The sequence below is a fragment of the Streptomyces sp. NPDC020681 genome (assembly GCF_044334895.1).
Lineage (GTDB): Bacteria > Actinomycetota > Actinomycetes > Streptomycetales > Streptomycetaceae > Streptomyces.
Map to the genome: position 1 here is coordinate 181316 of NZ_JBIRTX010000014.1, position 15294 is coordinate 196609.

The 15294-nt window shown below is 70.9% G+C and carries 16 protein-coding genes; 9 read left to right on the top strand and 7 right to left on the bottom strand.

Going from position 1 to position 15294, the window contains the following annotated elements; genetic code table 11:
- Window positions 1–20: 20 nt before the first annotated feature.
- Both ACH4YL_RS28970 and ACH4YL_RS28975 read right to left on the bottom strand, forming a co-directional pair.
- Window positions 21–842: a hypothetical protein gene (locus ACH4YL_RS28970; RefSeq protein WP_398510384.1), complete on the bottom strand. Its 822-nt coding sequence runs from the start codon at window positions 840–842 to the stop codon at window positions 21–23.
- Entirely contained in the window at window positions 835–1461 is a 627-nt protein-coding gene (locus ACH4YL_RS28975) for an RNA polymerase sigma factor (protein ID WP_398510385.1), read from the bottom strand. The genes ACH4YL_RS28970 and ACH4YL_RS28975 overlap by 8 nt, the downstream gene beginning before the upstream one ends.
- Window positions 1462–1507: 46 nt before the next feature.
- On the opposite strand from ACH4YL_RS28975, the gene trpS reads away from it, so the two are divergent.
- Together trpS and ACH4YL_RS28985 are read left to right on the top strand one after the other, a co-directional pair.
- Window positions 1508–2539 (top strand): tryptophan--tRNA ligase, encoded by a 1032-nt coding sequence (trpS, locus tag ACH4YL_RS28980; protein ID WP_398510386.1) that lies wholly within the window; start codon window positions 1508–1510, stop codon window positions 2537–2539.
- Window positions 2540–2725: 186 nt separating this feature from the next.
- The gene (locus ACH4YL_RS28985) at window positions 2726–3307 is read left to right on the top strand and encodes a 2'-5' RNA ligase family protein (protein ID WP_398510387.1); all 582 of its coding nucleotides are present in this window, start codon (window positions 2726–2728) and stop codon (window positions 3305–3307) included.
- A 26-nt stretch (window positions 3308–3333) separates the two neighbouring features.
- Here ACH4YL_RS28985 and ACH4YL_RS28990 read toward each other — a convergent pair whose 3' ends face one another.
- Window positions 3334–4089 (bottom strand): decaprenylphospho-beta-D-erythro-pentofuranosid-2-ulose 2-reductase, encoded by a 756-nt coding sequence (locus ACH4YL_RS28990; RefSeq protein ID WP_398510388.1) that lies wholly within the window; start codon window positions 4087–4089, stop codon window positions 3334–3336.
- A gap of 46 nt (window positions 4090–4135) precedes the next feature.
- The gene (locus ACH4YL_RS28995; RefSeq protein WP_398510389.1) at window positions 4136–5521 is read right to left on the bottom strand and encodes an FAD-binding protein; all 1386 of its coding nucleotides are present in this window, start codon (window positions 5519–5521) and stop codon (window positions 4136–4138) included.
- A gap of 172 nt (window positions 5522–5693) precedes the next feature.
- On the opposite strand from ACH4YL_RS28995, the gene ACH4YL_RS29000 reads away from it, so the two are divergent.
- From ACH4YL_RS29000 to ACH4YL_RS29015, 4 genes are read left to right on the top strand one after another with little or no spacing between them, the layout of a single operon-like run.
- Window positions 5694–6245 carry a phosphatase PAP2 family protein gene (locus tag ACH4YL_RS29000; protein WP_398510390.1) on the top strand — a complete coding sequence of 184 codons (552 nt, stop codon included), beginning with the start codon at window positions 5694–5696 and terminating at the stop codon, window positions 6243–6245.
- Window positions 6242–7189: a decaprenyl-phosphate phosphoribosyltransferase gene (locus tag ACH4YL_RS29005; protein ID WP_398510391.1), complete on the top strand. Its 948-nt coding sequence runs from the start codon at window positions 6242–6244 to the stop codon at window positions 7187–7189. Before ACH4YL_RS29000 ends, ACH4YL_RS29005 begins: the two co-directional genes overlap by 4 nt.
- Window positions 7186–7623: a GtrA family protein gene (locus ACH4YL_RS29010; protein WP_398510392.1), complete on the top strand. Its 438-nt coding sequence runs from the start codon at window positions 7186–7188 to the stop codon at window positions 7621–7623. The genes ACH4YL_RS29005 and ACH4YL_RS29010 overlap by 4 nt, the downstream gene beginning before the upstream one ends.
- Window positions 7611–8510, top strand: coding sequence for a YihY/virulence factor BrkB family protein (locus ACH4YL_RS29015; RefSeq protein ID WP_398510393.1), 900 nt, complete (start codon window positions 7611–7613; stop codon window positions 8508–8510). Before ACH4YL_RS29010 ends, ACH4YL_RS29015 begins: the two co-directional genes overlap by 13 nt.
- On the opposite strand, the gene ACH4YL_RS29020 is transcribed toward ACH4YL_RS29015, so the two are convergent.
- On the bottom strand, window positions 8479–9693 hold the full coding sequence (locus ACH4YL_RS29020; RefSeq protein ID WP_398510394.1) for a D-alanyl-D-alanine carboxypeptidase family protein: 1215 nt from the start codon (window positions 9691–9693) through the stop codon (window positions 8479–8481). The genes ACH4YL_RS29015 and ACH4YL_RS29020 overlap by 32 nt on opposite strands.
- 121 nt (window positions 9694–9814) lie before the next feature.
- On the opposite strand from ACH4YL_RS29020, the gene ACH4YL_RS29025 reads away from it, so the two are divergent.
- From ACH4YL_RS29025 to ACH4YL_RS29035, 3 genes are all read left to right on the top strand, one after another.
- The gene (locus ACH4YL_RS29025; protein ID WP_398510395.1) at window positions 9815–10066 is read left to right on the top strand and encodes an SCO4848 family membrane protein; all 252 of its coding nucleotides are present in this window, start codon (window positions 9815–9817) and stop codon (window positions 10064–10066) included.
- Window positions 10067–10079: 13 nt separating this feature from the next.
- A complete protein-coding gene (locus ACH4YL_RS29030) occupies window positions 10080–11402 on the top strand; it encodes a metallophosphoesterase (protein ID WP_398510450.1) in 1323 nt (440 codons plus the stop codon).
- A gap of 119 nt (window positions 11403–11521) precedes the next feature.
- Window positions 11522–13075, top strand: coding sequence for an ABC transporter substrate-binding protein (locus tag ACH4YL_RS29035; RefSeq protein ID WP_398510396.1), 1554 nt, complete (start codon window positions 11522–11524; stop codon window positions 13073–13075).
- Here ACH4YL_RS29035 and ACH4YL_RS29040 read toward each other — a convergent pair.
- Entirely contained in the window at window positions 13062–14609 is a 1548-nt protein-coding gene (locus tag ACH4YL_RS29040; protein WP_398510397.1) for a sensor histidine kinase, read from the bottom strand. The genes ACH4YL_RS29035 and ACH4YL_RS29040 overlap by 14 nt on opposite strands.
- Window positions 14606–15292 (bottom strand): response regulator transcription factor, encoded by a 687-nt coding sequence (locus tag ACH4YL_RS29045; RefSeq protein ID WP_398510398.1) that lies wholly within the window; start codon window positions 15290–15292, stop codon window positions 14606–14608. Before ACH4YL_RS29045 ends, ACH4YL_RS29040 begins: the two co-directional genes overlap by 4 nt.
- Window positions 15293–15294 lie beyond the last annotated feature (2 nt).

Sequence of the window (15294 nt, forward strand, 5' to 3'; positions counted from 1 at the left end):
CCCGGTTTCAGGGCCTGAGTTCAGGGCGTGGATTCGGCCGTCTCCATGGCGCGCGGCAGCGACGCCACGCCCTCGAGCCGCAGCGTCGTCCGCTCGTCCGCCGTCATCCACAGCAGCGTCGGGCCCGCCGTGCGCTCGGTCAGCGTCCAGGCCTCGCCGCGGGCGTCGGTCATCCCGAACCGGAGCAGATGCGGCTCGGCGAACCACAGACCGGTCCCGTCCGGCCGGCCGTCGCCGCCGGGCAGCGTCACAAACTGCGGCATGAGCCGCGCCTGCTTGGCGAAGCCCAGATCCAGCTTCGCCGGGAACTCGTCCAGCCGGACCGTCCCGTCCCGCTCGTGCCAGCACAGACTCACCACCGACCGGCCCCGTGGCCCCACGGTCACCGAGACCGCGTCCGGATCGCCGAGACCGGCCGGCACCCGCGCGCGGAACCCCGCGCGCCGTTCCGCCTCGGCCAGCGACACCGGGGCGTCGCACCACGGCGGCTCCGTCGGCAGCCGCGGCGTGGCCGAAGGGTCGTACCGCACCTCGACGCCGCCGAAGCCGAACCAGTCCGCCACCGCCGCCCGCACCGGAGGCGTGAGCACGAGCACCACCAGGACGCCGGACACGGCGACGGTCAGCGCCCGCCACCTTCTGCGCGTCCAGCCCCTGAAGCGCTCGGCACGGCTCGGCACGACAGGCGTGGGCACCGCGTCGGCGAGGAGCTGAGCCAGCACCCGCTCGGCCATCGTCTCGCCGTCGACGTCCGGAATCCTGATCCCGCGCCCCAGCCCGCGCAGCTCCTCGGCCAGGTCCTCATGCTCCTCACCAGGACGATCGTCACGGTCGTCACTCATGCTCCTCACCTCCCTTGCCTCCTATGAGCCGCCCCAGCTTCGTCAGCGCGCGGTTCAGCCGGGATTTCACCGTGCCCCGCGGCCAGCCCAGCGCCTCCGCCGTCTCCGCCTCGTCCATCTCCAGCAGGTAGCGGCAGGTCACGACCTGCCGCTGCTCCTCGGTCAGCTCCTCCAGCGCGGCCAGCAGCGCCGTGCGGCGCTCGCCGGCGACGGCCGCCACCGCCGGGTCCGCCGAATCCGGTATCAGCGGCTCGGAGCCGAGCAGCAGCGCCTCCCGCCCGGCCAGCGCCCGCAGCCGCACGGCGGAGCGCACCGTGTTCCTCGTCTCGTTGACCACGATCCGCAGCAGCCACGGACGGAACGCCGCGCCGTCCCGGAACCGGCCCAGCGCCTGGTACGCCTTGAGGAAGGCGCTCTGCACCACGTCCTCCGCGTCCGCCCCCGCGCCGAACGCCACGGCCGCCTTCAGCGCGACACTCGTATGGGCGCGCACCAGCTCCGCGTACGCCTCCGGCTCTCCGGCGCGCACCCGCGCGATCACCGCGGCCTCGTCAACGACGATGCGGCCCCCCTCCGGACCCGCCTCCAGGGTCCCCTCCCGCGTCCTCACACCTTTCATACACCGGCGGCCGGGGATCGGTTCCACACCTGAGAGAATGATGGGCATGGCCTCAGACCGACCCCGCGCCGCAGACCGACCTCGTGCTCTCTCCGGCATCCAGCCCACGGCAGGCTCGTTCCACCTCGGCAACTACCTCGGAGCGATCCGCCAGTACGTGGCGCTGCAAGAGACCCACGACGCGTTCTACATGGTCGTGGACCTGCACGCGATCACCGTGCCGCAGGATCCCGCCGAGCTGCGCGCGAACACCCGGCTCGCCGCGGCCCAGCTGCTGGCCGCCGGTCTCGACCCGGAGCGCTGCACGCTCTTCGTCCAGAGCCATGTCCCCGAGCACGCCCAGCTCGGCTGGATCATGAACTGCCTCACCGGATTCGGAGAGGCCTCCCGGATGACGCAGTTCAAGGACAAGTCGGCCAAGCAGGGCGCGGACCGCGCCACCGTCGGCCTGTTCACGTATCCGATCCTGCAGGTCGCGGACATCCTGCTGTACCAGGCCAACGCCGTCCCGGTCGGCGAGGACCAGCGCCAGCACATCGAGCTGACGCGTGACCTGGCCGAGCGTTTCAACACCCGGTTCGGCGACACCTTCACCGTCCCGGCGCCGCACATCGTCAAGGAGGTCGCCAAGATCTACGACCTCCAGGACCCGACGATCAAGATGAGCAAGTCGGCGTCCACGCCCAAGGGCCTGGTCAATCTGCTCGACGAGCCGAAGACGACCGCGAAGAAGGTCAAGAGCGCGGTCACCGACACCGACACGGTGATCCGCTTCGACGCCGCGGAGAAGCCCGGCATCAGCAATCTGCTCACGATCTACTCCACGCTCACCGGCACGGCCGTCGCGGAGCTGGAGCAGAAGTACGAGGGCAAGGGGTACGGAGCTCTCAAGACGGACCTGGCCGACGTGATGGTGGAATTCGTCACTCCGTTCCGGACCCGTACGCAGGAATATCTGGACGACCCGGAGACGCTGGACTCGATCCTGGCGAAGGGTGCGGAGAAGGCCCGCGCGGTGGCCGCCGAGACTCTGGCCTCGGCTTTCGACCGCGTGGGCTTCCTGCCGGCGAAGCACTGAAACCGGGCAGAGACGCCACGTGCACGCCAAACACTCCCGAAGCACTCGGGCCAAGGTGAGAGCAAGCAGGGTCCAAGGACTCTGGCCACACTCACGGTGCAGCCGCCACACTGGCGGCTGCACACCCTCGCCGGCGACCGGCCGGCGACACCTACCGAAGACCTACCGACGACTGAGGAGAACGACGTGGGGACCGTAACGCTCGGCGTTTCGATCGCGGTCCCGGAGCCCTACGGCAGCCTGCTCCAGGAGCGGCGCGCGGGCTTCGGGGATCCCGCCGCGCACGGCATTCCCACGCACGTCACGCTCCTCCCGCCGACCGAGGTCGACGCCGAGGCCCTGCCCGCGATCGAGGCGCATCTCGCCGCGGTCGCGATGAATGGCCGCCCGTTCCCGATGCGGCTCTCCGGCACCGGAACGTTCCGCCCGCTCTCGCCCGTCGTCTTCGTCCAGGTCGTCGAGGGCGCGGCGGCCTGCTCCTGGCTGCAGAAGCGGGTACGGGACGCCTCCGGGCCACTGGTCCGCGAGCTGCAGTTCCCGTACCACCCGCACGTGACCGTGGCGCACGGCATCGCCGAGGAGGCGATGGACCGCGCGTACGACGCGCTGGCCGACTACGAGGCGGCCTGGACCTGTGCCTCGTTCGCCCTGTACGAGCAGGGCCCGGACGGCGTGTGGCGCAAGCTCCACGAGTACGCCTTCGGCGGCGGCATCGCGGGCGTGCCCGCGCAGGGCACTCCGGTGGACGAGCCCGCCACCACCCTCTGACCCTTCTGAACCCTTCTGACGGGGCCTTACAGGGGCAGTCTGCGGAACAGCGGCCGCGGCAGATGCCGCAGCGCCGACATCACCACGCGCAGCGCACCCGGCACCCACACCGTCTCCGACCTGCGCCGCAGCCCTTGCTCCACGGCCGCGGCGACAGCCTCCGGCGTGGTGGCGAGTGGCGTCTCGGGCATTCCCGCCGTCATCTTCGTCCGTACGAATCCGGGGCGTACGACCATCACGTGCACGCCGGTCCCGTGCAGCGCGTCACCCAGCCCCTGGGTGAAGGCGTCCAGGCCGGCCTTGCTGGATCCGTAGATGAAATTGGTGCGCCGGGCGCGCTCGCCCGCCACCGAGGAGAGCACCACCAAGGAGCCGTGGCCCTGGTGCTGCAAGGCCGCTCCGCACACCAGTCCCGCCGAGACCGCCCCCGTGTAGTTGGTCTGGGCGACGCGGACCGCGGCCGGCGGGTCTCCTTCGTCGTTGGCCTGGTCGCCCAGTACGCCGAAGGCCAGCAGCACCAGGTCGATGTCGCCCTCCGCGAAGACCTTGCCCAGCACCGTCTCGTGGGCGGCGCAGTCCAGTGCGTCGAAGGCCACCGTGCGGACGTCCGCGCCGAGCGCGCGCAGCCCGTCCGCGGCGGACTCGAGGTCGGGCGAGTGACGGCCCGCGAGCCAGACGGTGCGGGCGCGGCGGGCGATGAGGCGGCGGGCGACGGCCAGGCCGATCTCGGACGTGCCGCCGAGGACGAGCAGGGACTGCGGAGTGCCGAAGGCGTCCTTCACGATGACGTGCTCCTTGAACGACTTGGATGGAGGGGCGGCGAGAGACTCAGAGGGAGAGACGGCGGGAGAGGTCGGAGGTGAAGACTCCGCACGGGTCCAGACGGGCCCGCAGGGAGCGGAATTCGGGCAGCCGCGGGTACATCGAGGCGAGCAGTTCCGGGCGCAGCCGTGAGTCCTTGGCCAGATAGACCCGGCCGCCGGCCGCGGCGACCTCCTCGTCCAGCCCGTCCAGGAACGCGCCGAGGCCGGGAAGGCCCGCCGGGATGTCCAGGGCCAGCGTCCAGCCGGGCATCGGGAAGGACAGCCAGCCCGGATCGCTCTCGCCGAAGAGCTTGAGCACGGCGAGGAAGGAGGGGCAGCCGTGCCGCGCGATGCGCCGTACGACCCCCCGCAACGCCTCCTCCTGCCCGTGGCCGACCACGAACTGGTACTGCACGAAGCCTTGGCGGCCGTAGATCCGGTTCCAGTGCGGAACGCCGTCCAGCGGGTGGAAGAAGGCCGGGATCCGCTGGAGCTCACCCCGGCGCGACTTCGGCGCCCTGCGGTACCAGAACTCGTTGAAGAGCCCGACGGTGGCGCGGGAGAGCAGGCCCCGCGGGACGAACTCCGGTGCGGCGGGCAGCCGTCCGGGGCGGAAGGCGAGCGGCGTGCGCCGGGCGCGCGGAGGCAGCGCGTCCACTGGTGCGTGCTCCCCGCGCGTGAGAATCGCGCGCCCCAGCGCACGGCCGCGCGCCAGGAGGTCGATCCAGGCGACGGAGTAGCGGTAGCGGTGATCGGTGGCGGCGAGCCGGGCCATCAAGTCGTCCAGGCCGGCGGCCCGTTCGGTGTCGACGGACATCAGGGACGTCTCCACCGGGTGCAGCTGCACGGTCGCCGAGAGGATCACGCCCGTCAGGCCCATGCCGCCCGCGGTCGCCTCGAAGAGCTCGGTGCCGGGCAGCACGGTGTGGATCGTGCCGTCGGCGGTGAGCAGTTCCAGCGCGCGTACATGGCGCGAGAAGGAGCCGCAGACATGGTGGTTCTTGCCGTGGATGTCCGCGCCGATCGCGCCGCCGACGGTGACCTGGCGGGTCCCGGGCGTCACCGGGACGAACCAGCCGAGCGGCAGCAGCACCTCCATCAGCCGGTGCAGACTCACGCCTGCGTCGCACTCGACCAGGCCGGACTCGGCGTCGACGGCGAGGATGCGGTCCATGGCGGTCATGTCGAGCACGGCGCCGCCCGCGTTCTGCGCCGCGTCGCCGTACGCTCTGCCGAGCCCGCGCGCGATCCCGCCGCGCGCGCCCCAGTCCCGTACCGCCGCTGCCGCCTCGTCGGGGGTGCGTGGGCGCAGCAGGCGCGCGTTCGTCGGAGCCGTACGGCCCCAGCCGGTGACGGACACGAACTCGCCATGCGCGGCGGCGGCGTGGGCGGTGGAGGTGTCGGCAGCCATACGCGTGACCGTATCGCCGCTTATGCCCTGTTATTCGGACTCTCTTATGGACTCGCCGAAATGGGTGATTAAACGAGTGTCATCAAAGAATGACGCGAAAGTCGGCCGATCGCCGAGAAGAGTCGCCCCTGGCTCGTGAGAGCTCGTGAGGGCTCGGTGACAAGGGGTGCGGATGAGACACGTGGACATCGCGGCCGCGCGAGCCGCCGACCGGCGGCTGCTGGCGGCGCTGCGCGACTGCGGCGGATCACCGGGCATCGCGGCGGCCGTCCGCGCGCTCTCCTTCGCCGGTGAGCACGGCGCGCTCTGGCTGGCCGCGGGACTCGCGGGCGCGACGGGCGACCGCGAACGGCGCCGGGCATGGCTGCGGGCGACGGCGCTGGTGGGCGCGGCGCATCTGGCGAGCATGGGCGTGAAGCGGGCGGTACGCAGGCCACGGCCGCCGGGCCGGCCGCTTGTCCGCACGGCAGGCCGCCACTCCTTTCCGAGCTCGCACGCCGCGTCCGCGGCAGCGGCCGCGGTCGCCTTCGGCGCAGTACACCCGGCCGGCCGGGGCCTGGTGCCGCCGGTGGCCGCGGCGATGTGCGTGTCGCGGCTGGTGGCGGGCGTTCACTATCCGACGGATGTCGCGGCGGGCGTGGCGCTCGGTGGGCTGGCGGCGTGTCTGGGGGCACGGTGGCTGCCCGCCGGTGCTGCGCGCCCCGGCAAGAGGCGGGCCCGGTGACCGAGCGCCGGACCGCACTGCTGGAGCGGACCGGCCGGCCGCGACGGGAGCCGGTCGCGCGGCGCGCGAGTCTGCCCCTCGGCGTGCTCAGGACCGCTCGGCCGCGGCAGTGGGTCAAGAACGTGCTGGTCGTCGCCGCGCCCGCGGCCGCCGGCGAGATCGGGCGGCACACCGCCGTGCAACTGGCCGTGGTCTTCGTGCTGTTCACCGCCGCCGCCTCCGCCGTCTACCTGGTCAACGACGCCCGCGACGCCGAGGCCGACCGCGCCCACCCGGCCAAGTGCCGGCGGCCCGTCGCCGCCGGGGACGTTCCCGTGACCCTCGCGTACGGCGCGGGCGCCGTGCTCGGCGCCGCCGCGATCGTCGGGGCCGCGGCCTTCTGCAACGCCATGACCGGGGCACTCCTCACCGCGTATCTCTCGATGCAACTCGCCTACTGCATCTGGCTCAAGCACGTACTCGTCGTCGATCTCGCCGTCGTCACCACCGGATTCCTGATGCGGGCGATGATCGGCGGTGTCGCGCTCGGCATCCCGCTCTCCCGCTGGTTCCTGATCACCACAGGCTTCGGCGCGCTGTTCATGGTGGCGGCGAAGCGGTACTCGGAAGCCGTGCAGCTGGAGGGCGACAAGGGCACGACCCGGGCGCTGCTGAACGAGTACACGACCGGCTATCTGCGGTTCGTCTGGCAGCTCGCGGCCGGCGTCGCCGTGCTCGGCTACTGCCTGTGGGCCCTGGAGAGCGGCGGTGTGGCGGCGCAGGCGCTGCTGCCCTGGCGGCAGCTGTCGATGATCGCGTTCATTCTGGCGGTGCTGCGGTACGCCGTCTTCGCGGACCGCGGCACCGCCGGCGCGCCCGAGGACGTGGTGCTGCGCGACCGGGCGCTCGCCGTCATCGGTCTGGTGTGGGCCGCGATGTACGCACTGGCGGTCGCCGACCTGTGAAACGGCTCCGGTGGTCCGTCACCTGGTCCGAGGCCGCCGCGTTCGGGCTTGTCGGAGTCTTCGCGTACGTCGCCGACCTGGCCGTCTTCACCCTGCTCCGCGGACCGTACGGCTGGGACCCGCTGACCGCGAAGGCCGTCTCCTTCCTGGCCGGATGCACCGTGGCGTATCTGGGCAACGCGCTGGGCACCTACCGGCGCAGCAGTGCGGGCCTGCGCGAGTACGCCGTCTTCTTCGGCGTGAATCTCGCGGGCGCGGCCGTCCAACTGCTCTGTATCGCCGTCTCGCACCACGGCCTCGGCCTCACCTCGGCCCGCGCCGACACCGTCTCCGGACTCGGCGTCGGCATGTTCCTCGCCACCTGCCTGCGATTCTGGGGGACCCGGACGCTGGTGTTCCGTGCGGAGGGTAGGCGTACGACATGGACTGGCTGACCAAGCTTCCCGTCATCGGCCCCCTGGTGGCCCGGCTGATGCAGACCCACGCCTGGCGTTCGTACGAGACGCTCGACCGGGTGCACTGGTCCCGGCTCGCCGCCGCGATCACCTTCCTCAGCTTTCTCGCGCTCTTCCCGCTGATCACCGTCGCCGCGGCGATCGGCGCGGCCCTGCTCGACAGCGAGCAGCTGAAGAAGCTGCAGGACAAGCTCGCCGAGCAGGTGCCCGGCATCTCCGACCAGCTCGACCTCAACTCGCTGGTCGCCAACGCCGGAACGGTCGGACTCGTCGCGGGCGCGCTGCTTCTCGTCACCGGCATCAGCTGGATCGGCGCGATGCGGGACTGCCTGCGGGCCGTCTGGGAACTGGACGACGAGGACGAGGGCAACCCCGTCCTGCGCAAGCTCAAGGACGGCGTCGTACTGATCGGCCTCGGCGCGACCGCCCTCGCCTCGGTCGGCGCTTCGGCCCTCGGATCGACCGCGGTCGGCTGGACCGCGGACCGGATCGGTATCGAGCACGGCGGGGCCGGCGGTGTGCTGCTGAGGGTTCTGGCCGTCGCGATCGCCGCGGTCGCCGGCTTCCTGCTGCTGCTCTATCTGCTGACGCTGCTTCCGGGCGTGCAGCCGCCGCGCCGCCGTCTGGTGGTGGCCGCGCTGCTCGGCGCGGTCGGCTTCGAACTGCTCAAGATGCTGCTCAGCGGCTATATCAGCGGCGTAGCGACGAGAAGCATGTACGGCGCGTTCGGCGTGCCGATCGCGCTGCTGCTGTGGATCAACTTCTCGGCGAAGCTGCTGCTGTACTGCTCGGCGTGGACGGCGACGGGCAGCAAGGCACCCGTGTCCGCCGGTGCTACCGGCGGCGAAGCGGCCAGCGGCGGTTGACCAGGAACACGGCCCCCGCCAGCACCACCAGCACCCCGCCGACGACCGCCAGCGCCGTGCCGACGCCGCCCGAGCTGTCCTTCGCCGAAGCCACGGTCTTCGCCTTCGCCGGAGCGCCGTTCTTGGCCGGTTCCGCACCGTTTGAGTCGCCGATGGTCGCGGACTTCGGCGGGACCAGCTCGCCGACCGGCTTGACCTTCCCGGCCGCCGCGAAGCCCCAGTCCAGGAGCCGGCCGGCCTCCTTGTAGACGGCCTGGCCCTCCTGGGACGCCGGGTTCATGACGGTGACGAGCAGCACCTTGCCGTTCCGCTCGGCGACTCCGGTGAAGGTCGCGCCCGCGTGTGTGGTGTTGCCGTTCTTGACGCCCGCGATGCCCTGGTACGGAGCGACGCCGTTCTCGCCGGTGAGCAGCCGGTTGGTGTTCGAGATCTCGAAGAACTCGCGCTTCTTGCCCCTGACCTTCTCGCCCGGGAACTGCGCGCGGACCGTGGAGCAGTACTCGCGGAAGTCCTTCTTCTGCATGCCGCTGCGGGCGATGAGAGTGAGGTCGTACGCGGAGGAGACCTGGCCGTTGGCGTCGTAGCCGTCCGGCGAGACGACATGGGTGTCGAGCGCCTGGAGCTCGTCGGCGTGGGCCTGCATGTCCTGGACGGTCTTGCGCACGCCGCCGTTCATCCCGGACAGCACATGGACCGCGTCATTGCCGGAGCGGAGGAAGACGCCGAGCCACAGATCGTGGACGGAGTAGGTGTGGTCCTCCTTGACGCCGACCAGGCTGCTGCCCTCGCCGACGTTCGCCAGCTCGCGCTGGGCCACCTTGTGGACCTCGGTCTTCGGCAGCTTCGGCAGCAGCGTGTCCGCGAACAGCATCTTGAGCGTGGAGGCCGGAGGGAGCCGCCAGTGGGCGTTGTGCGCGGCGAGCACCGCGCCGCTCTCGGCGTCCGCGACGATCCACGACCGGCCGCTCAGCGCCTTCGGCAGCACGGGCGCGCCGGGGCCGAGGCTGACCTGAGTGCCGGCCTTGCCGAGTGCTGCGCCGCCGACCGTCGACATGGAGGCCGGCGGATTCGGATTCTTCGGTGCCTTGTCGTCGGTCGTCTCCGCCGATGCGGGCGCGGCGACGAGTACGGGCAGCAATGAGGCGGCGGCGACCGTCAGCGCGGTCTTCTTCAGTGCAGACACGGACGAGAACGTACAGGGCATCGCAGAAAATATGCTTATCGGGTTGATGACGCGCCGAGAGCTCCGCCAGGACGGCGCACCCCGGAGGACCCGGTCGGAGTACGACGACGATACTGAGTCCATGAAGCTCAGCCGCCCCGTCTCCTGGTTCCTGCTCGCGTTCGGGGTGTGGAGCTGGTTCATCTGGATCACTTTCGTCAAAAACCTGTGGCAGGACGGCAGCGGGCTCGCCTTCGACGACGCAGGTGACCCGACGGGCTACTTTTGGGTGCATCTGGTTCTCGCGTTGACGTCCCTGCTGTTGGGGACGGTCGTCGGGGTGATCGGGTTCCGTGGGGTGCGGGCTTTGCGCCACGCGCCGCGCGAGGGATAGGGAGCTGTACGTGCTGGTGGTCGTCCTGATTGTGGTGGCGGTGGTGCTTGCGCTGCTGGCCGCCGTCCACTGGTACGTCTGGCGTCGCCTGGTCCGCGACACGTCGATGCCCGGCAGTCTCGCGCGCCGCGTCGGCACCGTATTGGTGTGGCTGCTGCCGCTGCTGTCGGTGGGCGCGCTGGTCTCGGGCCGTGCGGGAGCGCCGTTCTGGCTGGAACGAGTACTGGCATGGCCCGGTTATCTGTGGCTGGCGGTGCTGTTGTATCTGGTGCTGGCGCTGGGTGTGGGCGAGATCGTCCGCGCGGTCTGGCTCCGGCGGCTGAAGGCGCGAGCCCCTGAGCCGCCCGTGCGTGACGAGGCCGCGCCCGCTGCCGCCGAGCGTGCGCCCGTCGGCGCCGGGCTGGGCGAGAAGCCCCCGACCCGGCCCCTTCCCGGCACCGGGAGCCAAGGCCCCGGGACCGCCGACCCGTCGCCGGACGGCGAGGCTCACGCGAAGAGCGAGATCCCGCGGCGGATGTTCGTGTCCCGTGCCGTCGGCGGGAGCGCGGCCGCGCTCGCTCTCGGGACCGTGGGGTACGGGACCTACGGAGTCCTCCGTGGGCCACGCGTGAAGCGGGTCACCGTGCCGCTGGCCAAGCTGCCTCGCCGCGCGCACGGGTTCCGGATCGCCGTTGTCAGTGACATTCACCTCGGGCCCGTCCTCGGGCGCGCGCACACTCAGCGGATCGTCGACACCATCAACGCGACCAGCCCCGATCTGATCGCCGTGGTCGGCGATCTCGTCGACGGGAGCGTGGCCGATCTCGGGAGCGCCGCCGCGCCGCTCGCACAACTCCAGGCGCGCCACGGCGCCTTCTTCGTGACCGGCAACCACGAGTACTTCTCGGGCGCCGAGGAGTGGGTCCAGCACGTACGGGAGCTGGGGCTGCGGCCGTTGGAGAACCAGCGGACCGAGATCGGCGGCACCGCGGGGTTCGATCTCGCCGGGGTCAATGACGTCGCCGGCGAGAGCGAGGGCGACGGCCCCGACTTCGGCAAGGCGCTCGGCGACCGGGACCCGGCCCGCGCCGCCGTGCTGCTGGCGCATCAGCCCGTGGTCATTCATGACGCCGTCGACCACGGCGTCGACCTCCAGCTCTCCGGCCATACGCACGGCGGTCAGCTGTGGCCCGGCAACTACCTTGCGGAGCTTGCCAATCCGACCGTCGCAGGTCTCGAGCGGTACGGCGACACGCAGTTGTATGTAACCCGGGGAGCCGGCGCCTGGGGCCCGCCCGTGCGCGTGGGCGCGACCTCGGACATCACCGTCGTACAACTCGCCGCTCGCCAGGCGTAGGCAGGTTTAACAGAGGACGAAGTTAACTGTGAGGTGACAGATCCGGCTTCCTCCCGCCTACGCACTGTGGTTGGGTGAATGCGTTCACGTACTGGGGTGGGCGTGAAAAGGGAGCACCCATGCAGTCGGTCCGTCTGCGCATTCTCGTCACTTGTGCCGTGGTACTCGCCGCGGCAGTCGGAGGCTGGCAACTCCTGCCGTCCAAGGGGGCGAACGGGAACGCGATCACCGTCGGCACGACCGATGTGGTGACGTCCCTGGATCCCGCCGGCGCGTACGACGCGGGTTCCTGGGCCATGTTCAGCAACATCTACCAGTCGCTGCTGACACTCGAGCCCGGCGGCGTCACCCCGGTCCCGGACGCGGCCCGCAGCTGCGAGTTCACCGGCCTGAACCTTCAGACGTACACGTGCGAGCTGCGTGACGACCTCACGTTCGCGGGCGGTCGCAAGATCACCGGCGAGGACGTGAAGTACTCCTTCGACCGCATGCTGGGCATCAAGTCGGACGTCGGCCCGCAGCCGCTGTTCCACACGCTCAAGAGCATCACCGCCACCGGTCAGACCGTCGTCTTCAACCTCGGCTCCCGCGACGCGACCTTCCCGCAGAAGCTCGCCACCGGCGCCGGAGCGATCGTCGACCGCACCCGGTACGAGGCGAAGACCCTGCGCGAGGGCAACTCCGTGGACGGCTCGGGACCGTACTTATTGAAGGAGTACGAGCCGGGAGTCCGCGCCCGCCTTGTGCCCAACCCCGCCTACAAGGGCGCGTTGACCAAGACCGGCGGCCCCGTCGAGGTCCGCTACTTCAAGAGCGCGGACGAACTCGCGGCGGCCTGGGAGGACAAGAAGGTCGACGTCACGCACCGCCAGCTGCCCGCGAAGAAGCTCGCCGCTCTCGACCCGAGCGACCCCGGCATCCGCATGAACGAGTCGGAGAGCGCAGAGATCCGCAATCTCGTCTTCAATGTGCGGCCCGGATCGCCGATGGCCCGCAAGCCCGTGCGGCAGGCGATCGCCTCGCTCGTCGACCGGTCGAAGATCGCGACATCCGTCTACCGGTCCACCGTGCAGCCGCTGTACTCGCTGATCCCGGTCGGCACGCTCGCGCACAGCAACCCGTTCTTCGACGCCTATCCGGAGCCCAACGACGAGCGCGCCAAGGAGCTGCTGGACGACGCCGGGATCGACACTCCCGTGAGCTTCACCCTGGTGCACCGGGCGGACAGCGGCCCGGCGCAGGAGGCCGCCGAGCTGAAGCGGCAGCTGGAGGCGAGCGGACTGTTCAAGGTGAAGGTCGCCGCCCAGGACTGGAAGGTCTTCCAGAAGGGGTACGCCAACGGCAAGTACGACGCGTACACCATCGGCTGGATCCCGGACTTCCCGGACCCGGACAGCTTCTGCCAGCCGCTCGTCGGCAAGGGCTCCACGCTCCACAACGGCTATGAGAGCGCGCAGGTCGACCGGCTGATCACCGCGACCCAGCAGTACAGCGACCGTGCCCGGGCCACGCAGGACTTCAAGGCGCTGCAGCGCGAGGTCGCCAAGGACGTGCCGCTGGTGCCGCTGTGGCAGAACAAGGACTATGTGCTGAGCACCGAGGACGTCAGCGGCTCGCAGTATCTGACGGACGGCACCGGCGTATGGCGGCTGTGGGAGCTCAGCCGGATCTGACGGCGACGGCCTTGTGGACGGAGACCGTACGCGCGGCTGCCGGCAGTTCGACCGTGACGGCCAGGCCCTCGCCGGGTGCCGTCGCCACCGTGACCGTGCCGCCGTGCGAGGAGACCACCGCGTGCACGATCGCCATGCCGAGCCCGCTGCCCGCCGGGACCGGTTCGCCGTCGACCGCTTCGACTGCCGCGCGGAAGAACCGGTCGAAGATGCGGTCCGCGTGCTCGGCGGTCATGCCCGGACCCTCGTCCGCGACCCGCAGCCGCACCGCGCCCGGCCCGCCGCCGTTGCCCTCGCCGCGCTCGCGGGTCAGCTCCACCCGGACCGGCGCGTCGGCCGGAGTGTGGGCGCGGACATTGGCGAGCAGATTGCCGACGACCTGCCGCAGTCCCGACTCGTCGCCCTGCACGACCATCGATCCTTCGGCGCTGACGGTGACCGGCCGCCCCGGCTGCTGGGCCCCGAGATCGTCGGCCGCGTCCCGCACCAGTCGGCTCAGATCGACCCCGCACAGCCGCAGTTGGGGCTGCTGGTCGAGCTTCGCCAGGGTCAGCAGCTCCTCGACGAGACGTCCCATCCGGTCGGCCTCGGCAGTCATCCGCGCCAGCGCCCGGGTCCGGTCGGCGGGCTCGCGCAGCATGCCCTTGTCGTACAGCTGGAGATAGCCGCGGATCGCGGACAGTGGTGTACGCAGCTCGTGCGAGGCGTCCGCGACGAACCGGCGGAGCTGGGCCGAGCTGCGCTCGCGGGTCTCGAAGGCCGACTCCACCTGGTGGAGCATGGAGTTGAGGGCGACCCGAAGCTGCTCGATCTCGGTGACCGGGTTGCGTCCGGCCGGCACCCGCCGGGTCAGATCGCCCTCCGCGATGGCGGACGCGGTCTCCACCATGTCCTCCAGCGGCCGCAGCCGGTGGCGGGCGCCGAGCATGGTGGCGACGGCGAGGAACGCCAACAGGACGGTGCCCAGCGCGAGATCCAGCCTCAGCGCCTTCTTCATGCCCACATGGACGGCTCCGGTGTCGGTGGCCATCAGGACGGTCGTGCCGTCGGCGAGCCGGCTGGCGACCACGCGGTACGGATCCGAGTCGAGGTTCACATCGGCTGCCTCAGCGGACGCGGCGAGCGCGTCGGGATCGTCGACGGCATCGGCCAGTTCGAGCTGCCGCCCGGTGGGCGGGATCTGCGCGAAGGCGATCGGCTCGTGGCCGGCGTCGAGGGCGACGAGAACCGTCGTGGCACGCGGCAGACTGCCCGCTCCGGACGCGTCCGGCAGGAACTGTTCGCGCAGCGCTCCGATGGCGCTCAGCGAATCGATCTCCTTCTGCGTGAAGCCCGAGCCCGCCAGGGCGTTGCGGCTCATCAGCAGCTCGGCGTCGACGCGTTCGAGGAGGTAGTGCCGCATGCCCATCAGGCTGACCGCGGTCGCGGCGACGATGCTGAGGGCCAGCAGGCAGACGTTGACAAGGGTCAGTCTGGCGCGCAGCGAGTGGATGCCACGGTGACAGCGCGCCGGGCGCGGATGCAGGCGGATCATGCGAGTCCGTATCCGATGCCGCGACGCGTGGTGATCAACGGCGGTCCCAGCGGGTCCAGTTTGCGCCGCAGATAACTGATGTACGTCTCGACCACGGTCGACTCGGCCTGGTGCTCGTACTGCCAGACATGGCGCAGCAGTTGTTCCTTGGGCACGATGCGGCCTCCATTGCGTACGAGGAATCGCAGCAGCGCGTACTCGGTCGGCGTGAGCTGCACGGAGCGGCCCGCGCGGCGCACCTCGCACGTCGCGTCGTCCAGCTCCAGGTCCGCGTAGCGCAGCGGCGGCCGCACCGGCAGCACATCGGCGGGCCTGGTCCGGCGCAGTACGGCCCTGATCCGGGCCACCACCTCGTCGACATTGAACGGCTTGGTGATGTAGTCGTCGCCGAAGCCCAGCGCGCCCACGATCTCGGCCGGGGCGTCCCGTGCGGTGACGAAGACGACAGCCGTCTCCGGATACATGGCACGCAGCTCACGTCCCAGCGCACGGCCGTCGCCGTCCGGAAGCATCACATCGAGCAGTGCCACATCGGGGCGCGTCTGCTCCGCCGACTGGCGACCCTGTCGGACGCTTCCGGCCGTAATCACCTCAAAACGGTGATAGCGCAGTGCGATGGCGAGGACGTCGGCGATGCTCGGCTCGTCCTCGACGACCAGCACGGTCGCTCCCTCGTGGTCCATGC